The organism is Nocardioides sp. (assembly GCF_025964975.1).
In the GTDB taxonomy this organism is placed as follows: Bacteria; Actinomycetota; Actinomycetes; order Propionibacteriales; family Nocardioidaceae; genus Nocardioides.
Map to the genome: position 1 here is coordinate 1 of NZ_JAOPXV010000078.1, position 18,700 is coordinate 18,700.

At 69.1% G+C, this 18,700-nt stretch carries 14 protein-coding genes and 2 pseudogenes; 11 read left to right on the forward strand and 5 right to left on the reverse strand.

The genetic code is table 11. The annotated features are described in order from the left end of the window. The 3 genes and pseudogenes from JWN68_RS05620 to rpsF form a co-directional block, all read right to left on the reverse strand. Positions 1-103: pseudogene (locus JWN68_RS05620) on the reverse strand (30S ribosomal protein S18); the annotation flags it as partial. A gap of 116 nt (positions 104-219) precedes the next feature. Further along, positions 220-804, reverse strand: a complete 585-nt coding sequence (locus JWN68_RS05625) for a single-stranded DNA-binding protein (protein WP_297735906.1) — start codon at positions 802-804, stop codon at positions 220-222. A gap of 109 nt (positions 805-913) precedes the next feature. Further along, positions 914-1,207: a 30S ribosomal protein S6 gene (gene rpsF, locus JWN68_RS05630; RefSeq protein WP_297735909.1), complete on the reverse strand. Its 294-nt coding sequence runs from the start codon at positions 1,205-1,207 to the stop codon at positions 914-916. Positions 1,208-1,402: 195 nt separating this feature from the next. On the opposite strand from rpsF, the gene JWN68_RS05635 reads away from it, so the two are divergent. The 4 genes from JWN68_RS05635 (at position 1,403) to JWN68_RS05650 (ending at position 5,746) form a co-directional block, all read left to right on the forward strand. Further along, on the forward strand, positions 1,403-2,329 hold the full coding sequence (locus JWN68_RS05635) for a serine/threonine-protein kinase (protein ID WP_297735912.1): 927 nt from the start codon (positions 1,403-1,405) through the stop codon (positions 2,327-2,329). Between the two features lie 10 nt (positions 2,330-2,339). After that, entirely contained in the window at positions 2,340-3,158 is an 819-nt protein-coding gene (locus JWN68_RS05640; protein ID WP_297735914.1) for a deoxyribonuclease IV, read from the forward strand. A gap of 351 nt (positions 3,159-3,509) precedes the next feature. Then, on the forward strand, positions 3,510-4,667 hold the full coding sequence (locus JWN68_RS05645; protein ID WP_297735917.1) for a peptidoglycan bridge formation glycyltransferase FemA/FemB family protein: 1,158 nt from the start codon (positions 3,510-3,512) through the stop codon (positions 4,665-4,667). Then, positions 4,664-5,746, forward strand: a complete 1,083-nt coding sequence (locus tag JWN68_RS05650; RefSeq protein WP_297735920.1) for an alanine racemase — start codon at positions 4,664-4,666, stop codon at positions 5,744-5,746. Before JWN68_RS05645 ends, JWN68_RS05650 begins: the two co-directional genes overlap by 4 nt. On the opposite strand, the gene JWN68_RS05655 is transcribed toward JWN68_RS05650, so the two are convergent. Together JWN68_RS05655 and JWN68_RS05660 are read right to left on the reverse strand one after the other, a co-directional pair. Beyond that, on the reverse strand, positions 5,657-7,117 hold the full coding sequence (locus tag JWN68_RS05655) for a glycosyltransferase 87 family protein (protein ID WP_297735922.1): 1,461 nt from the start codon (positions 7,115-7,117) through the stop codon (positions 5,657-5,659). The genes JWN68_RS05650 and JWN68_RS05655 overlap by 90 nt on opposite strands. 39 nt (positions 7,118-7,156) lie before the next feature. Then, positions 7,157-9,445 carry a transglycosylase domain-containing protein gene (locus tag JWN68_RS05660; protein ID WP_297735925.1) on the reverse strand — a complete coding sequence of 763 codons (2,289 nt, stop codon included), beginning with the start codon at positions 9,443-9,445 and terminating at the stop codon, positions 7,157-7,159. Positions 9,446-9,555: 110 nt separating this feature from the next. On the opposite strand from JWN68_RS05660, the gene JWN68_RS05665 reads away from it, so the two are divergent. The 7 genes and pseudogenes from JWN68_RS05665 to JWN68_RS05695 all read left to right on the forward strand — a co-directional run. After that, the gene (locus JWN68_RS05665) at positions 9,556-10,140 is read left to right on the forward strand and encodes a PadR family transcriptional regulator (RefSeq protein WP_297735929.1); all 585 of its coding nucleotides are present in this window, start codon (positions 9,556-9,558) and stop codon (positions 10,138-10,140) included. A gap of 80 nt (positions 10,141-10,220) precedes the next feature. Then, positions 10,221-11,303, forward strand: a pseudogene (locus tag JWN68_RS05670) (inositol-3-phosphate synthase). A gap of 208 nt (positions 11,304-11,511) precedes the next feature. Further along, entirely contained in the window at positions 11,512-12,267 is a 756-nt protein-coding gene (locus JWN68_RS05675; RefSeq protein ID WP_297735931.1) for a TetR family transcriptional regulator, read from the forward strand. A 231-nt stretch (positions 12,268-12,498) separates the two neighbouring features. Continuing rightward, complete coding sequence (locus JWN68_RS05680) at positions 12,499-13,314, forward strand: hypothetical protein (RefSeq protein WP_297735934.1); 816 nt, start codon at positions 12,499-12,501, stop codon at positions 13,312-13,314. A gap of 54 nt (positions 13,315-13,368) precedes the next feature. Next, positions 13,369-14,166, forward strand: coding sequence for a PRC and DUF2382 domain-containing protein (locus JWN68_RS05685; RefSeq protein WP_297735936.1), 798 nt, complete (start codon positions 13,369-13,371; stop codon positions 14,164-14,166). Then, on the forward strand, positions 14,159-14,827 hold the full coding sequence (locus JWN68_RS05690) for a hypothetical protein (protein WP_297735939.1): 669 nt from the start codon (positions 14,159-14,161) through the stop codon (positions 14,825-14,827). The genes JWN68_RS05685 and JWN68_RS05690 overlap by 8 nt, the downstream gene beginning before the upstream one ends. Before the next feature lie 181 nt (positions 14,828-15,008). Then, the coding region (locus JWN68_RS05695; RefSeq protein WP_297735942.1) for a PKD domain-containing protein at positions 15,009-18,700 on the forward strand (3,692 nt) is incomplete at its 3' end.

Below are 18,700 nucleotides of genomic sequence, written 5' to 3' on the forward strand. Positions count from 1 at the left end.
ACTTCCGGAGCAGGGTGGTGTCCTTGTAGTCGACACCAGTCGCCTTCTCCTTGCAGAACTGGCAAACCTTCTTCTTCGGCTTGCGAATCACTGCCTTGGCCATTGTGGTGCTCCCTTTCTAGAAGCCCGGCCCGGTCGTAGGACAGGGGCGGAATGGTTGAGGTTGTATTCGGTTGGTTTGAAACGTCTGTGCAGGACTGTGTGACCAGTCGGGGACGATCAGAACGGGGGCTCGTCCGAGCCGCCCCCGACGCCGGGGGCACCCCATGGATCGTTGGCGGGCGCGGAGGAGGCTCCCTGGTTGCCACCGCCCTGCTGCCCGCCGTAGCCGCCGCCCTGCTGGGGAGCGGGCGTGGCCCACGGGTCGTCGGCCGGAGCCCCACCCGCGGAGCCGCCGGCAGCGCCACCACCGAAGCCACCGCCGCCGCCACCGCCGGAGCGGTTGGCGCGGGTGACCTTGGCCGTGGCGTACTTCAGCGACGGTCCGACCTCTTCGACCTCGATCTCGAAGACGGTGCGCTTCTCACCCTCGCGGGTCTCGTACTGACGGGACTTGAGGCGACCTTGCACGACGACACGCATGCCGCGCTGCAGGGACTCCGCGACGTTCTCAGCAGCCTGGCGCCACACCGAGCAGGACAGGAACAGCGCGTCGCCGTCCTTCCACTCGTTGCTCTGCTTGTCGAAGGTGCGCGGAGTCGACGCGATCCGGAAGTTCGCCACGGCGGCCCCCGAGGGGGTGAAGCGCAGCTCCGGGTCGTCGACGAGGTTGCCGACGACGGTGATGATCGTCTCGCCTGCCATGTCAGGTCTCCCTAGAAGTCAGCTGATCAGTGATGTCGGTGGCCACCATGGCGGGCGGCACCGACAGTTGTTTCCCGAGGGTCCTCGAGAGCGCCCTTGCGGGCACGTCTCACTTGGCGTCGGGACGCAGGACCTTCGTACGCAGGATCGACTCGTTGAGCGTGAGCTGGCGGTCGAACTCCTTGACCGTGGCCGGCTCGGCCTGCAGCGAGATGACCACGTAGATGCCTTCGGCGTTCTTCTTGACCTCGTAGGCCAGACGACGGCGACCCCAGACGTCGACCTTGTCGACGCTGCCGCCGTCCTTGCGGATGACGTTGAGGTACTTGTCGAGCGACGGCTCGATGGTGCGCTCCTCGAGACTGGGGTCGAGGATCACCATGACTTCGTAGGCACGCGTCATGCGTGTCTACCTCCTTCGGACTAAGGGCGGCCACGGACGTTCCGTGGCAGGAGGATGCCCCCAACGGAGAGGGGGCGACGGGCAAGGTTAACAGCGCCGCACGCGATGGCTCAATCAGCGGCAGGACCGGGCGCCGCCCGGCAGGCTGTGGATGAACGGACGCGCGTACCACTCGTCGCCGCTAGCGTCAGTCCCATGCGATCGGCCCCCGTGTCCCAGCCGGTGTCCCGCCCTCGCCACCGCACCGTGATCGCCGGCCGCTACGCGATGCTCGACCAGATCGGCACCGGTGGGATGGGGTCGGTGTGGCGGGCACGCGATGTGCGCACGGGCCAGGTCGTCGCCGTCAAGGTGCTCGGGCAGCACAGCGCGGCGCTCCTCCTGAGGTTCGTCCGCGAGCAGGCGGTCCGGATCCGTCACCCCCATGTGGTCGCGCCGACCGGGTGGGCCGCCGAGGACGACACCGTGGTCCTCGCGATGGACCTCGTCACGGGTGGCTCGGTGCGTGACGTGCTCGACGCGCACGGCCCGCTCCCCGTCGGGTACGCCGCTGCGTTGCTCGAGCAGCTCCTGCAGGGCCTGGCCGCGGTGCACGCAGCGGGGCTGGTCCACCGCGACGTCAAACCCGCCAACCTGCTGCTCGACGCCACAGGTCACGACCGACCACACGTGCGTCTTGCCGACTTCGGGGTCGCGGCCCCGATCGCCGACGCTCGCTACACCACGGTCCCTGGGGCCATCGGCACCGACGGCTACATGGCCCCCGAGCAGGCCCGCGGCGCCGTGCCGGACCCGGCCCAGGACCTCTACGCCGTGGGCCGCGTCGGTCTGGAGCTGCTGACCGGGTTGCCGCCCGAACGCCAGGGTCGGATCGGGTCGGGTCCGCTACGACCGCTGCTCGAACGCCTGCTGGTGACCGACCCCGAGCAGCGGCTGGCGTCCGCGGAGGCGGCGCTGCGCCTGCTCCGGCGGCTGGCCGTCCCCTTCGAGCCCGGCCCACCCGTCCTCGACCGGCATCCCTCGCCGCGGCAGCCGGTCGACTGGCTCGCCTGGAGCGCCGTTGCGGCCTGCGCGGCGATCGTGGCCGTCTGCGCGACGGTCGCTGTCGGCGTACTCCTCTAACGTCTGTGCCATGAGTCCCACCGCCGACCAGACCGCCTCGCTCGCCATCGGTGCCCACGTCGCTCAGTCCGACCCGGTCCGCGAGGCGCAGTCGCGTCGCGCTCCGCTGGTGCAGTTCTTCCTCGGCGACCCGCAGGGCTTCAAGGGCCCCGAGGTCGCATACGCCGGTGGCGCAGCAGCGCTCCGGGCGGCGGCGGCGGAGGCGGGGGTCGCGCTCTACGTGCACGCGCCCTACATCGTCATCGTCGCGACGACCAACAACCGCATCCGGATCCCCAGCCGCAAGCTCCTCCAGCAGCACGTCGACGCCGCGGCCGAGATCGGGGCCAAGGGCCTGATCGTGCACGGCGGGCACGTCAACAAGGGCGACGACCCGAGCGTCGGGTTCGACAATTGGCGCAAGGCCATCGACGCGACCGACCTGAAGATCCCGCTGCTGATCGAGAACACCGCCGGCGGCGACAACGCCATGACGCGCTACCTCGAGCGGATCGCCGGTGTCTTCGACGCCATCAGCGCCTGCGAACAGGCCGACATGGTCGGCTTCTGCCTCGACACGTGCCACGCCCACGCAGGCGGCAACGCGCTCGAGACCGTGGTCGGCGACGTCCTGGCGATCACCGGACGCATCGACCTGGTGCACTGCAACGACAGTCGCGACGACTTCGACTCCGGTGCAGACCGGCACGCCAACCTCGGGGCGGGACGCATCGACGCCGACCTGCTGGCCGCGGTCGTCCGCGAGGCGGGAGCGCCCGTCGTCCTGGAGACACCTGGGGCGACGGCCGAGCACCGGGCCGACGCCGACTGGCTGCGCGAGCGCCTCTGAGCGCGATCAGCCGGCCGTGACCACCGGGTCGGCGGTCACGATGACACTGCTCTAGTAGGCCGAGCGAGAGGACGGCTGCGGCGGCGAGTCGGATGTGACGTCGATCCAGGTTGGCGCTCGTTCTCTTACTCCCTCAAAAGAGGCCTGGTCCCTCGTGGACCAAGCGTTTCGACGGACTGCGGTGTCGAACGCCCCTCGAGATCGGGCTCGCCGTGCGTGTCGTCGTTGACAGCAAGAACGACGGATCCCCGAAGTCATGCCACCTAGCCCTCAGGGGAGGGATGACTTCTAGTCATTCGTGGCCCAGACCGCCACCAGCCTGCTTTCCGGCGTCTCGGATAGCCTCGCCGCGTGAGCACCTCCGGCACGGCACCCGTCACGATCCGCACCATCACGACGGCTGAGCACTCCCGGTTCATCGCGGCCAGGTCCAGCGCCAGCTTCCTCCAGACGCCCGGCTGGGCGAAGGTCAAGCCGGAGTGGCGCGCCGAGTCGCTGGGCTGGTTCCGCGACGACGAGCTGGTCGGTGCCGCGCTCGTGCTGTACCGCCAGCTGCCCAAGGTCAAGCGCTTCCTTGCCTACCTGCCCGAGGGTCCGGTCATCGACTGGACCGACGACGAGCTCGGCACCTGGCTCGAGCCGCTGGCTGCCCACGCGAAGTTGCAGGGGGCCTTCGGCGTACGCATGGGGCCGCCCGTCATCACGCGTCGGTGGAGCGCAGCGCAGGTCAAGGCTGGCATCGCAGACGACGCAGTCCGCCGCCTGACCGACGTGCCTCCGCTCGAGCGATCACGTGACGGCGCGGCAGTCGTCGCCCAGCTCCACGAGCTCGGCTGGCGTCCCCAGGGAGCTGAGGGTGGCTTCGCGGCCGGCCAGCCGAAGTACAACTTTGTGATCGCCCTGACCGAGCCTGCCGGGGACACCGTGGTTCCCCGGACCGAGGACGGCGTCCTCAAGGGGATGAACCAGCTCTGGCGACGCAACATCAAGAAGGCTGCCAAGGAGGGTGTGGTCGTCGAGCAGGGCACGCGCGCCGACCTGAAGGCCTTCCACGACCTCTACGTCCACACCGCCGAGCGTGACCACTTCACGCCGCGCCCGCTCGGCTACTTCCAGACGATGTACGACGCACTCAACGACGAGGCAGCCGGCCGGATCACGCTGTGGCTGGCTCGTCACGAGGGGGACCTCGTCGCGAGCACGATCGGCATCCAGGTCGGTACGCACGCGTGGTACTCCTACGGCGCCAGCTCCACCGAGAAGCGCGAGGTCCGCGGCTCCAACGCCGTCCAGTGGGAGATGATCCGCCACGCCATGGCCAACGGGGCCGAGGTGTACGACCTCCGCGGCATCACCGACACCCTGGACCCCGACGACCCCCACGTGGGGCTCATCCAGTTCAAGGTCGGGACGGGCGGTGAGGCCGTCGAGTACGTCGGCGAGTGGGACCTCCCGCTCAACCGGGCGATCTACAAGGCGTTCGACCTCTACATGGCGCGCCGCTCATGAGCCTGCGACTGTGCGTGGACGGCGACCGCTGGCGCCAGCACCTCCTCCACACCGTCAGCGCGCGGCCAGGCATCGTGCCGGTGGCCAAGGGCAACGGCTACGGCTTCGGCATCGGCTCCCTGGCACGCCGGTGCGAGTGGCTGACCACCCAGTCGGAGCAGACAGGCACAGGCATCGACGTGCTGGCGCTCGGCACCTACCTCGAGCTCGCGCAGGCAGCCGACCGGTTCTCCGGCGACCTCCAGGTCCTCACGCCGTGGCGTCCCCTGGGCGCGGCGCTCGACGTCTCGGAGACCTTGTCGAACCGCGTGATCCACACCGTCAGCAGGACCGAGGACGTGCGGGACCTGACCGAGCGCAAGCCCGACGCCCGTTTCGTGCTGGAGCAGCTCACCTCGATGCGGCGGCACGGCATGACGCGGCGCGAGCTGGTCGAGGCCGCCCGCGTGCTGGACGACCGGCGGCTCGCGGGACTGGTCGGCGTCTCGATGCACCTACCCCTCAACACCGCCTCCCACGTCGGGGAGGTGGAACGCCTCCTCAACGACGTGGTCTCCACCGGGCTCCCGACGCGCACGGTCTTCGTCAGCCACCTGACGATCGGTGAGCTCACCCGGCTCCGCTCGTCCTTCCCCGACTTCGTCATCCGCCCCCGCGTCGGCACCGACCTGTGGCTCGGCGACCGGACCGCCCTCAGCGTCACTGCCACCGTGCTCGACGTCCACCCCCTCGAGCGTGGGGAGGCGTTCGGCTATCGCGGGCGCTCGATGCCGAAGAGCGGCCACCTTCTGATCGTGAGTGGCGGTACGGCGCACGGCATCGGGCTGGAGGCGCCGAGCGGCGACCAGTCACTCAGGAGCAGGGCTGCCACCATCGCCCGCAGCGGCATGGACGTCGTCGGTCTGGTGCGTTCGCCGTTCGCGATCGACGGCAAGCAGCGGCTCTTCGCCGAGCCACCGCACATGCAGGCCTCGATGCTGTTCCTGCCCTCAGGCGCGCGCGTGCCCGGTGTGGGCGAGGACATCGAGGTCCGGGTCCGCTTCACTGCGACCACCTTCGACCGGGTCGACATCAGCTGAGTCGGGATCGTCGGCGTGCCTCCTCGTCGCCGCGACCAGCCACACGAGCCCGCCGATGCGCATCGCGACGGCCCACCAGTAGGCCCGCGCCTCTCCGCCACCAGCCGGGGCCAGGGCGCCACCGAGGTAGAAGCCGAGCAGGGCCCAGTGGACGACCTCGCACCCCTGCCAGATGAGCAGGTGGCTCCATGACCGCACGGCGGCCACAGCGAGAGGCAGGAGCACCAGGGCGTAGGACGGCGCCGAGGCGGGGCTGAGGATCAGGGCCGGGGCGATCAGCAGCGTGCCGAGGCTCGCGAAGGACCACCGCGTCCGCCAGGCCAGCCCCACCACCACGGCGCCGGCGAGCAACAGTCCGGCCGCCGTCACCGCGACCATCACCGTTGGCGACGGGTTCCAGCCGAGCACCTGGCTCACCAGCAGCCAGCTGGAACCGATGTCGGCGCCGTGGAAGAACCCCCGCCAGGACGTCTGCCACGCCGGCGGCGAGCTCAGCAGCGCGGGCGCCATCAGGGCCGACCACGTGGCGACCGCGACGGCGGCGAGGGTGCCTGCCTCGCGAGGACGTCGATGACGCAGGTGCAGCGCGAGTGCCGGGACGAGCAGCAGCGCCACGAAGGGCGAGGTGGCCGCGCCGAGCCCGATGGCGAGCCCGGTCGCGGCGGGTCGCTGCTGGGCCCAGGCCCACAGAGCGCCCGCCACGGCGGCGGCCGCCAGCAGGTCCCAGGTGATGGGGAAGAAGAGCACGAGCACAGGAGCGGCGGCGAAGGCCGCGGCGTCCCACGGCCGGCGACGGCGCAGCCGCGTCAGCAGGCCGGCCGCGAGCAGTCCCGCGGCGGCCAGCAGCACGGCATTGACCAAGGTGAAGATCCGCGCCTCGCGCAGCACCTCCGGGCGCGTGACGACCTCGCTCACGGGGAGCCGCGCCCGTTCGTCGAGGTCGGGTGAGCCACTGGCCACGGCCGTGATGCGCTGGGTGACGAATGCGACGTACGCCGGCAGCGGCGGCACCCAGCCCGGGGAGTAGCGCGCACGCACCTGCGCGTCGTCGGTGAAGGGCCAGTAACCCTCGGCATGGCCGTGCTGCACGTAGGCCGTCGAGGTGTCGGTCCAGCAGAGCGCGGTGTAGCGCCCGGTCCCGGAGCCGCCGGCCGTGTCGAGGCAGGGCGCCTTGGCCAGGATGCCCAGCGACATCGCCACGGACGCCAGGAGCAGCACCACGCGCAGCGGGGTCCACCAGGGGTGACGTCCGGCGTGGTCGCCGAGCGGACCGCCGACGGCCTCACTGACCGAACGGACCACCGGGTCCTCGCGACTGGGTGCCACCTGAGCCTCGAGCGCGCCGGACGGCCGGTGGTTGTGCGCCGTCACGGTTTCACCGTCCGGTGATCCCACCCGAGTCGGTCGATCTCAGCGCAGCGCGCGCTGGCGGTGTGCCGCCCGGGCGGCCGGGCTGGACGGTGGTGGAGTCGTCTCCGAGGGAGGGGGGGTCGTCGGCGGCGGCACCGGGATCGTCTCGGTCGGGGTCTCGGTCGGCGGCGGGACCGGGGTCGGAGCGGGAGTGGGAGTCGGGGTCGGCGTCACGGTCTCCGTCTGCGTCGGGCTCGGCTCGGCGGTGATGGTCGCCGACTTGGTGGGCTTCCGCGTGGGCTGCGGCTGGGGCTGCGGGTTGGAGGTGGTCTCCGGCGGGATGTACGCCTCGTGCCCCTCGTCCGGCGCGTCGCCCTCGACGTACGCGGGCTCCGGGAAGTCCTCGACCTCGAGGCCCTCCATGAGCGTCCCCATGATCGCGGTCCACGTCTCGGCGGGGTAGGCGCCTCCGAAGTAGGACGGCAACCAGCCCTCGAGCTGCTCGTTGCCCTTGCCCCGGACGTACATCACAGCGGTGGCCATCTGCGGCGTGTAGCCCGCGAACCAGGCCGAGGAGACCTCGCCGTCACCGTTGGTCGCGGTGCCGGTCTTGCCGGCCGCCGGCCGACCGAGCTCGAGCGCCGCCGTGCCCGAACCGGACTGCACCACCTGTTGCAGGCAGTAGGAGACGTCGGCGGCGATGTCTTCGTCGACGGTCCGGGTGCTGTCGTTCTTCCATGTGTAGCGCTCTTCGCCAGTGGCGTCCACGACCTTCTCGATCACGTGCACCGTCGAGCGCTGCCCCTGACCGGCGATCGTGGCGTAGGCGTTGGCCATGTTGATCGGGCTCACGGTCGCGTTGCCGAGGGCGACGCCGGTGATCGGCTCCAGCCCGGGCGATGAGTTGGGGATGCCCTTGACCTTCTTGCTGGGCTCACCCGGCGGGATGCCGAGGTCGCCTGCGGCCGCGATGATCTTCTCCGGCCCGTCGTCCATGCCGATGGTCATGTCGATGAAGGCGGTGTTCACCGAGTTCTCGGCCGCGGTGATCATCGAGATCGCCGAGCCGTAGTCGGTGTCGCCCTGGTTCTCGACGTCGGTGCCGTCCTCCAGCACGTAGGGCGAGTTGCCCTCGAAGGTGTCCTCCAGCTCGTAGCCGTCCTTGATCGCGGCCACCAGCGCGGCGACCTTCATCGTCGAGCCACCCTGGCCACCGGCCGAGGCCCAGTTGAGCTGGGAGTCGAGGTAGTCCTGCCCGCCGTAGAACCCGCGCAGGGCACCGGTGCCGACCTCGACGGTCGCCGCACCGACGTGGAGCTGGGAGTCGGAGAATCCCTCGGGTCGCTGCTCGAGCACCCCCTTCTCCACCGCCGCCATCGCCTCAGGCGTGAAGGTCGTGGTCACCCGGAGCCCGCCGCCGTCAATCTCCTCATCGTCGAACCCGAGGCGCAGCAGCTCGTCCTTGACGAGCTCCAGCATGTGGCCGCGCTGGCCGCCGTACTGGCTCTGCGCCGCGATCTTGGGGAACTTCGGCAGTCGCTTGGCGGCCGTCTCGGCCTCCTCCGCCGAGATCGTCCCCATGTCGGCCATGCCGTCGAGGACGTAGCCGAAGCGTTCCTTCAGCGCCTGGCGCGATTCCTTGCCGTCGGCGGGGTCGTAGCGAGAGGGGTTGTTGAGCGTGGTCGCCAGCACTGCGCTCTCGCGCAGGCTGAGGTCCTTGGCCTCCTTGTCGAAGAAGGCCTTCGCCGCCGCCTGCACGCCGTAGGCGCCGCGGCCGAAGTAGATGGTGTTGAGGTAGCCCTCGAGGATCTCGGTCTTGCTCAGCTGGTTCTGCAGCTTGAGCGAGACGATCGCCTCCTTGGCCTTGCGCGTGTAACTGCGCTCGCTGGAGAGGTAGAGGATCTTGACGTACTGCTGGGTGATGGTCGACGCGCCCTGCTGGGCGTTGCCCCGCGCGTTGGAGAAGGCCGCGCGGAGGATGCCCTTCGGGTCGATGCCCTGGTCGGTCCAGAAGGTGCGGTTCTCGGCGGCGACGACCGCGTCCTGCATGGACTGCGGCATCTCCTTGAGCGAGATCGACTCGCGGTTCTGGTCGTCGTAGAAGGTGCCGAGCTCGTCCTTGCCGTCGCTGTAGTAGACGAAGGTGGTCTGCGCCTTGAACGTCTCGTCGGGCTGGGGGATGGCGATGGCCTGGTAGAGCACGACGAACAGGCCGACACCGAGCAGCAGGCCGACCAGTCCGAAGATCAGGAGGGCCTTGAACACGCCGCGGGCGCGCTGACCGGCCGTCCTCTTCGGCTTGTTCGGCTTGCGGGTGACGGGACGACCGTCGGCTCTGCGCTTGGTCACGCGCGCAAGGGTACGTCGAAGGCCCTCGTTCGCTCGACTCGCGCGGCCGACCGGTACCCCGAGCAACGCCTCAACTAGCGTCCCGTGGATATATCGCTACGATAGGTCGTATGGCACGTCGCGCTGAGACCATCGAGCTGGCAGTCCTCGGACTGCTGCACGAGGGACCCATGCACGGCTACGAGCTGCGCAAGCGGCTCAACCTCATGCTGGGGTGGGGACGAGTGCTGTCCTACGGCTCGCTCTACCCGGCCTTGAAGAAGATGCTCCGCGCCGACCTCATCAAGGAGGCCGTCGCCACCACGACGCCGGTCACCCGACGCCCGCGGATCGTCTACGAGGTCACTGCGGCCGGGCACAGCGAGTTCGAACGCCTGATGTCGGAAGTCGGTCCCACCGCGTGGGAGGACGACAACTTCGACATCCGGTTCGCCTTCTTCGGGCGCACCGACATGGAGATCCGACTCCGGGTCCTGGAGGGACGGCGAACCCGTCTCCAGGAGCGGCTCGCTCGCGTCCAGTCCGATCTCGAGCGCACGCAGGCCGAGGTCAACAGGTATGCAGAAGAGCTTCAGCGGCACGGGGTGGAGTCGGTCGAGCGTGAGGTGCGCTGGCTCTCCGAGCTGATCTCAGCCGAGCGAGGCGAGACCTCGCCCGAGCACCAGGCCAGCACCAGCACCAGCACCGATCAGTAAGAACCAGACAGCCAGCAGCCAAGAGCCAGGTCAGAAGGCCACCAGTCCGGCCAGAGACCGAAAAGAGACAGGAGAGCCCCATGGGGTCCGTACGAGTAGCAATTGTGGGGGTGGGCAACTGCGCCACCTCCCTCATCCAGGGCGTGGAGTACTACAAGGACGCCGACCCGACCGCTGACGTGCCGGGTCTCATGCACGTCAAGTTCGGGGAATACCACGTCTCCGACGTCGAGTTCGTCGCCGCCTTCGACGTCGACGACAAGAAGGTCGGCAAGGACCTCTCGGAGGCCATCAACGCCTCGGAGAACAACACGATCAAGATCTGCGACGTCCCCACGGTGGGTGTCGAGGTCCAGCGTGGCCCGACCATGGACGGTCTCGGCAAGTACTACCGCATGACCATCGACGAGTCCCCGGTCGAGCCGGTGGACGTCGTTGCTGCGCTCAAGGCCGCCCGCGCGGACGTCGTCGTCTCCTACCTGCCGGACGGGTCCGAGGACGCGGAAAAGATCAACGCCCAGTGCGCCATCGACGCCGGGTGCGGCTTCGTCAACGCCCTCCCCGTCTTCATCGCCTCGGACCCGGAGTGGGCCAAGAAGTTCGAGGACGCCGGCGTCCCGATCGTCGGTGACGACATCAAGTCGCAGGTCGGCGCCACCATCACGCACCGCGTCATGGCGAAGCTGTTCTAGGAACGCGGTGTGACGTTGGACCGCAACTACCACCTCAACGTCGGCGGCAACATGGACTTCAAGAACAAGCTTGAGCGCGAGCGGCTGGAGTCCAAGAAGGTCTCGAAGACCCAGGCCGTGACGTCCAACCTCAAGGGCGAGCTGGCCGACAAGATCAGCGACCGCAATGTCCACATCGGGCCGTCCGACTACGTCGCCTGGCTCGACGACCGTAAGTGGGCCTACGTCCGCCTCGAGGGCCGCGCCTTCGGTGACGTCCCGCTCAACCTGGAGTACAAGCTCGAGGTCTGGGACTCACCCAACTCGGCCGGCATCATCATCGACGCCGTGCGCGCCGCGAAGATCGCCATGGACCGAGGCGTGGGTGGCCCGATCATCCCCGCGTCGACCTACCTGATGAAGAGCCCGCCGGTGCAGATGCCCGACGACATCGGCCGCGCGGAGCTCGAGAAGTTCATCCGCGGCGAGTAGTCGGTCGCCTCTCGGTCGATACCGAGACCGACACGATGGCCCGGTGGGAGAGATCCCGCCGGGCCGTCGTATGTCGGGCGCTGACCTCCCGCCCTGGGGCCGGAGCGCCTACGGTGAAGTCACCCGGACCCGGGGATGACGACGATCGGAGTCGTGATGACCGTGCTGCACCTGCTGTCCGCCTCGCGGCGGCTGAGCGAGGTCCGTCATGCCCAGCCGTGACGAACACGCCCCCGAGCTCCCCGACGTCGACCTGCGCGCGGTGGCCGGTCTCGAACCGTTGTCCGCCCGGCAGCCGCTGTCACGCGAGCGCATCGTCGACGCAGCTGTCGAGTTCATCGACACGCACGGACTCCCGGGGCTGACCATGCGCCGGCTGGGCAACGAGCTCGGTGTCGAGGCCATGGCCCTCTACCGCTACGTGCCCGGCAAGGAGGAGCTGCTGGACGCGGTCGTCGAGACCCTCGTCGAGAGGATGGAGCGCGACGACGACGTCCTCGACTCCCCCCGCGACGGCTGGCAGGACTTCCTGGTCCGACTCGCCCATGGCGTACGCCGCGTGGCACTCGAACACCCGAAGGCCTTCCCACTCGTGGCCTCCCGACCGCCCGAGGCGCCTTGGCTGCGCCCGCCCCTGCGCAGCCTTGACTGGGTCGAGACCTTCCTCGCCGAGCTGGTCGACGAGGGATTCGCCGACGCGGCCGCGGTGGGCGCCTACCGCGCCTACACCAGCTTCCTGCTGGGGCATCTCCTGCTCGAGGTGTCGACCCACGGAGCCGACCTCGGACCCCTCGACGTGCTGGACGACGGGACCGGTGACAACGCCGCCGTGCGTGCCCACCCGACGGTGCGGCGGCTGCGCGCCCAGCTCTCCCAGGACCACGCTGCCGAGGAGTTCGAGGACGCCCTCGAGGAGCTCATGATGCGGTTGAACCTGCTGCGCACGGAGCACCTGGAGTCCTGAGTCTCCTGCCCTCGGGGCTGTCTGACGTCGGGTGTTCCTCTCACCCCCAAGGGGGCGTCGCCCTTGCCCTCGACGCGTGGGCGGGTGTTTGTTTACGACGTAAGCACTTCGCGTCGGGCTTGATCCGATGCAGAGACCGAGCCGCACATTCGTCGCGGAAAAGATCCATTCCCCCTTCGCAGGCGAAGCGCTGCCCGGTCACCGAGCTCCCCGACCAGAAGAGGTAAGCGCATGGAATCTGCAATCAGAAACGGCTTGACGACGATCGCCGAGTTCGTGCCCAAACTCGTGTTGTTCCTGGTGATCCTGATCGTGGGGTTGATCGTTGCGAAGCTCGTGGCCAAGGCCCTCAACGCCTTGCTCGAGAAGGTCGGATTCGACCGCGCCGTCGAGCGGGGCGGAGTCAAGAAGGCCATGGCCAACTCCAAGATGGATGCCAGCGACGTCGTGGGCAAGCTGATCTACTACACGTTGGCGCTCTTCGTCCTGCAGATGGCGTTCAGCGTCTTCGGCCCCAACCCGATCAGCGACCTCATCACGCAGGTCATCACCTTCCTGCCCAGCCTGATCGTGGCCATCATCATCCTGGTCGTCGCCGCAGCCATCGCCGCAGCAGTCAAGACCCTGATCCAGAACACGCTGGGCGGACTGTCCTACGGAAAGGCGCTGGCCAACGCCGCGTCGGTCTTCATCCTGTTCCTCGGCGTCGTCGCGGCCCTTAACCAGATCGGGGTGGCCACCACGGTCACGACCCCAGTCCTGATCGCCATCCTCTCGGCTGTCGTCGGCGTCATCGTCGTCGGCGTGGGCGGCGGCCTGATCAAGCCGATGCAGCACCGCTGGGAGGGCTACCTCACCAGGGCCGAGCAGGAAGCTCCCCGCATCAAGGAGCAGGCGGCCAACGCTCCCAGCATCCCGCGGCAGGCAGAGCACGCCGCATCGCAGGCTTCCGCGCAGGGTACGACCCAGGCCGGCGGCTCGACGAGCTACGAGATCACCTCGCAGCACTACGACAGCACGACTGACAGCAGCACCCGCCAGTTCTGAGCAGGACCGACTGACGGCAGTTCGAAACACAACCAACCAAGGGAGAACATCATCATGATCTCGACCGACCAGACACAGCAGCTGCTCACCGGTGGCGGCAACGTCGTCGACAACGACGGCAGCAAGATCGGCAGCATCGGCCAGGTCTACCTGGACGACCAGACCGGCCAGCCCGAGTGGGTCACCGTCAAGACAGGCATGTTCGGCGGCGGCGAGTCCTTCGTCCCCCTGCGCGAGGCCGAGGTCACGGGCAACGACCTCCGCGTGCCCTACGACAAGGACAAGGTCAAGGACGCCCCGCGGATCGAGGACGCCGACAGCCACCTCAGCGAGACCGAGGAAGCGGAGCTCTACCGCTACTACGGCATCGGTGGCGCTGACTACGACACGTCGTACGACCGCGAGACCTACGCCGCCACGGGCGACACCGGCCACGACACGTCGGGCCCCAACACGGACTCGGCGATGACCCGCTCGGAGGAGCAGGTCGAGGTCGGCACCGAGAAGCGCGAGGCCGGCCGTGCCCGCCTGCGCAAGTACGTCGTCACCGAGAACGTCACCACGACGGTGCCGGTGAGCCACGAAGAGGTCCGCCTCGAGCGTGAGCCGATCACCGACGGCAACGTCGACCAGGCCATGTCGGGTGGCGACATCACCTCCGAGGAGCACGACATCGTCCTCACCGAGGAGCAGGTCGTGGTGAACAAGGAGACCGTCCCGGTCGAGCGCGTCCGCGTCGACAAGGAGACCGTCACCGAGCACCAGCAGGTCAACGAAGAGGTCCGCAAGGAGCAGATCGAGCTCGAGGGCGACACCTCCCTCGGCAACGACACGGACGACCGCCGTGTCTGATCAGGACCGCACGACGCGCAGCTCGGGGTCGCACGCGGTGGACCCGGACGCGCTCCACGATGAGAACCGGCAGGGGACGGCGCACACCCCCGTCCCCGGCCGCCGGGAGGTCGTCGACCGCGAGCGGGAGGAGCACGGTGGTCTCAAGATCGGCTCGTGCTTCTTCGGCTGGCTGACCGCGACCGGCATGGCCATCGTGCTGACCGCGCTGGCCGCCGCCGCTGGCACGGCTGTGGGACTCGCCACCGACACCACCGTCGGCGAGGCCACGGACAATGCCAGCTCCCAGGCCGATACCGTCGGCATCGTCAGCGGCATCGTCCTGCTGGTCATCGTGTTCGTGGCCTACTACTGCGGTGGCTACGTCGCCGGCCGCATGGCTCGCTTCGACGGGATGAAGCAGGGCCTCGGTGTGTGGCTGTGGGCGATCGTGATCGCCGTCCTCGTCGCCGTGATCGGCGCCGTGGCGGGAGCTGAGTTCAACGTGTTGAAGGAGCTCAACAGCTTCCCGCGCATCCCGCTAGACGAGGGCACCATGACCACCGCCGGCATCATCGCCGCCGTGGCCGTGCTCGCCGCAAGCCTGATCGGCGCCCTCCTGGGTGGCCTGGCCGGCATGCGGTTCCACCGCAAGGTCGACAGGACCGGTCTCGGTCACTGATCGACCCACCTGAGCGGACAGCACCGCATAGTGGCGGATCGGCTTCGGCCGGTCCGCCACTGGTGCGTCGGGGCATTTCTGGCCACGCCGGCGAGTACCGGTGCGTAACCTCACCCCTCCTCCCGTCGTTTCCTCGACATCGACGCACCACCGATGCGTCTCGAGCCCCCCGAGGAAACCCATGTCTCGTCTCCGTCGTCGCCTGCCAGCCCTGGCAGCCGTCTCCGCCCTCGTCGCCGCGACGCTGACCGCCACCGCGCTCAGCTCCACCGGCACTGCCGCGTCCGCAGCGTCGTCTGCGGCGCCGTCGTCCGCAGCCGCTGACGGCCCGGTCGTCTCGACCGACTCGATCGGCGGCCTCGAGGTGGAGAACTCCTTCGTCTCCGCCGTCGGCTGGGTCAAGCCGGGCGACACCTACCCCTCGCGGATCATCCTGCGCAACGACGGTGCCCTGCCGGTCACGGCCGTGCAGGTGGTCGTCACGGCGCCCGCAGGTTCTGCCATCACGAAGGCGACTGCGCCGGCCGGCACGAGCGGCTCGGCGATCGCCCCCGACGGCACCTCGTCCTACACCTGGACCGTCCCGACCGTCCCGGCCAACTCGACCACGACGCTGGTGCTCGAGAGCACGGCAGCCACGACCTCGGAGCTCGACACCATCGTCTGGCGTGACCTCTCCACGACGGCCGCGGTGACGGCCGGCACGGCAACCGGCACCGTCACCAGCCACGGACCGAAGGTCATCCCCCCGGGCGAGGAGTTCGACACCGCGAGGTACGGCGACCGGCCGTTCCCCGTCGTCCCGGTGGCCTACACCGACCGCGACTACAACGAGCACGCCAACTCGCTCGACAAGGTCATCAACGACCCGGGCTACGAGGGCTCGACCTACAACCTTTTCCAGGAGATGAGCCTGGGGCAGCTCTACCCCGACGGCACCGTTCCGTCGGCTGACGTCGTTGGCCCGGCCCCCGGGAACACGCGGGGCTTCACCTACGCCGGCAACGCACAGACCGGTGGCCCGGGCGCCTTCCCCTTCACCAAGACCCAGCCGCAGACCTGCACCGGCGCCACCTTCGCCGACACCCCGATCGAGGAGCAGGGCACGCCCCTCTACCCCGACCGCATCCGCGATGGCGTCTACCAGCTGCCGGGCACCACTCAGTACTACGGTGCGGACGCCAACGGCTCGGCGCTTGTCGGTGCCCTGGGCGGCGTCGGCGCCCTGCAGGCCATCGACTCGGGCTGCGGCCCGACCGGCAAGATGGTCTACGACGCTGCCGCGATCGCCGACCCGGAGATCGACTACTCGGACTACGACACCGACAAGGACGGCGTGGTCGACTTCTTCATGGCGGTCTTCGCCGGCTGCGGCGGCAACGGCTCCTCGCAGCTCGGCCCGGCCGGTTGCGACCTGCCCAACCCCACGACGAACACGCCTGATGCGCCGTACGACAACGTGTGGCCGCACTCCTCGAGCCTGGAGTTCTACTACTCCGACCCCGTCACCCAGCTCCCCGGCTTCACCACCGACGACCAGCTGAAGGACCTCGAGGGCCGTCCGCTGTGGTACACGAACAACACCTACTCGACGATGACCACGACGCCGGGCACGGATGCCCTCAAGGTCTTCGTCCGCGTCGGGCCCTACAACGTCAACCCGGAGACGGCGATCGACGCGGCCAGCGTGATCTCGCACGAGTACGGCCACTCGCTCGGCCTGCCCGACTTCTACTCGACCGGCAGCCGCGAGACCTACGGCGACTGGAACCTGATGGCGACCGACAAGTCGCACCACATCGACGCCTACGGGCGCCAGGAGCTCGGCTGGGTGGTGCCCGAGGTGCTCGACTCCTCCCGCACCGAGACCGAGATCCCGGACTCCAAGCAGGACACCAACACCATCATGTGGCAGAAGCCGGACGGCACGCCGTACACCCTCACCGAGGGCGCCGGGGGCGTCGGTCGCGTGCAGAACTCGCAGATGTACGTCGCCAAGCTGCCCGGCCGGATCCTGCTGGACCCGGCGAAGTTCAACACCGGGGACAAAGCGACGCCGGTCCACACCTGGTGGTCGCGCTCCGGCAACGACTTCGGGTGTGCCAAGGACCCGGGCAAGGGCCACAACATCGACATCGCGATCCCTGAGGTGGCACAGCTGCCCGCGAACACGAAGCTGACGGTCGACTTCAAGTCGATGTGGGACATCGAGTGGGACTTCGACTACGGCTTCGTGCTCACGTCCACCGATGGCGGCAACACGTTCAACTCCAACCCGTCGGCCAACGGCTACACCACGTCCAACACCGACCCGACCGCCGGCAACCCCAACCAGAACGCCTGCCAGGCGCACTACGACAACGGCATCACGGGCACCTCCGGCTCGTACAAGGCCGGCTCGGAGGCGCTGGACCGCAAGGCCGGCAACACCCCGGACATGGTCTACGCCGCTGACAGCTACGACATCTCCGAGCTGGCCGGATCCACCAGCCCCGTGCTGCGGTTCAGCTACTCGACCGACCCCGGTCTCGCCCGCCCGGGCTGGTTCATCGACGACGTGAAGGTCACCGCCACCCTGCCGAACGGCTCGACGCGGGTCATCTACGCCACCGACTTCGAGACCAGCGGCTCGCCGGAGGACCTGCGCATTTACAACGGTGGTTGCCGGGCCGACGGACCTGGCGGTGACTGCAGCCAGGGATGGCAGTACGTCGCCGCGGGCGCCGAGGGTCCCTCGGACCACGCGTACTACCTCGAGATGCGTGACCGGTCCGGCTTCGACCTGGACGGCAACGGACAGGCCGACCGCGGCGCCCCGGAGTTCGCCTCGGGCTTCTACACCGCCTACACCGACGAGGCGCACGGGTACGGCAATGCCGGCACCGACGACCCGCCGGCGCAGTCCCCGCTGGACAGCCAGCCCGAGCCGGGCAACAACACCCCTAATCTCAACGACGCGGCCTGGACCGCGGCCGCAGGGGACTCGGCGTTCTCCGACGGCGGTGACGGCTGGACCGACAACTACGCGGACCCCAACAGCCCGAGCGGTAACTGGGAGTTCGACTACGACTGCCTCAGCTTCGACGTGCTGCGCATGATCAAGAACGGCGACGGCACCGTGGCCGGGGAGGGCCCGCAGGCGGCCGACGGTGACCTCACCGGCGACGTCAGGTTCACCCTCGGCTCGGGCTGTGGCGACTTCGACTACGGGTACGGCACCGAGCCCGCACCCGCCGCCAACACGGCCCCGACCGCTGCCGCCTCTGCCACGCCGGCCACCGGCCCGGCGGGCACCCAGGTGCGGTTCGACGCCTCGGGCAGCACGGACACCGAGACCCCGGGTCAGCTGACCTACTCGTGGGACTTCGGCAACGGTGGGACGACCAAGGATGCCGAGGGTGCGGTCGTCGGACACACCTTCGGCCAGCCCGGGACGTACGACGCAGTGGTCACCGTCTCCGATGCCGGCGGCCTGACCGACACCGCGACCGTGCGAGTCACGATCACGGAGACGCCGGCGGGCCCCGGTCCGACGACTCCCGGTCCGACGACTCCCGGTCCGGGGACTCCTGGTCCTGGCACTCCTGCACCGGGACCGAGTGGGCCGTCCACCCCCGGCGAGCCCGAGATCACGGTGACCTCGAAGGCGCCGTCGTCGATCAACAAGAACCACGAGTGCCAGGGTCGCAAGGTGTTCCGTTCGGGCAACTGGCGGATCGTCGACGGTCGCGCTCCCGGCGGCAGCTACTGCGACAACGGCCACCGCGGTCGGGGTCGGGACGCGATGCGGCTGACCTTCCACGGTGACGTCCTGGACATCGTGTTCGGCCGCGCCGTACGCGGGGTCAAGGCGGTGGTCTTCGTGGACGACGT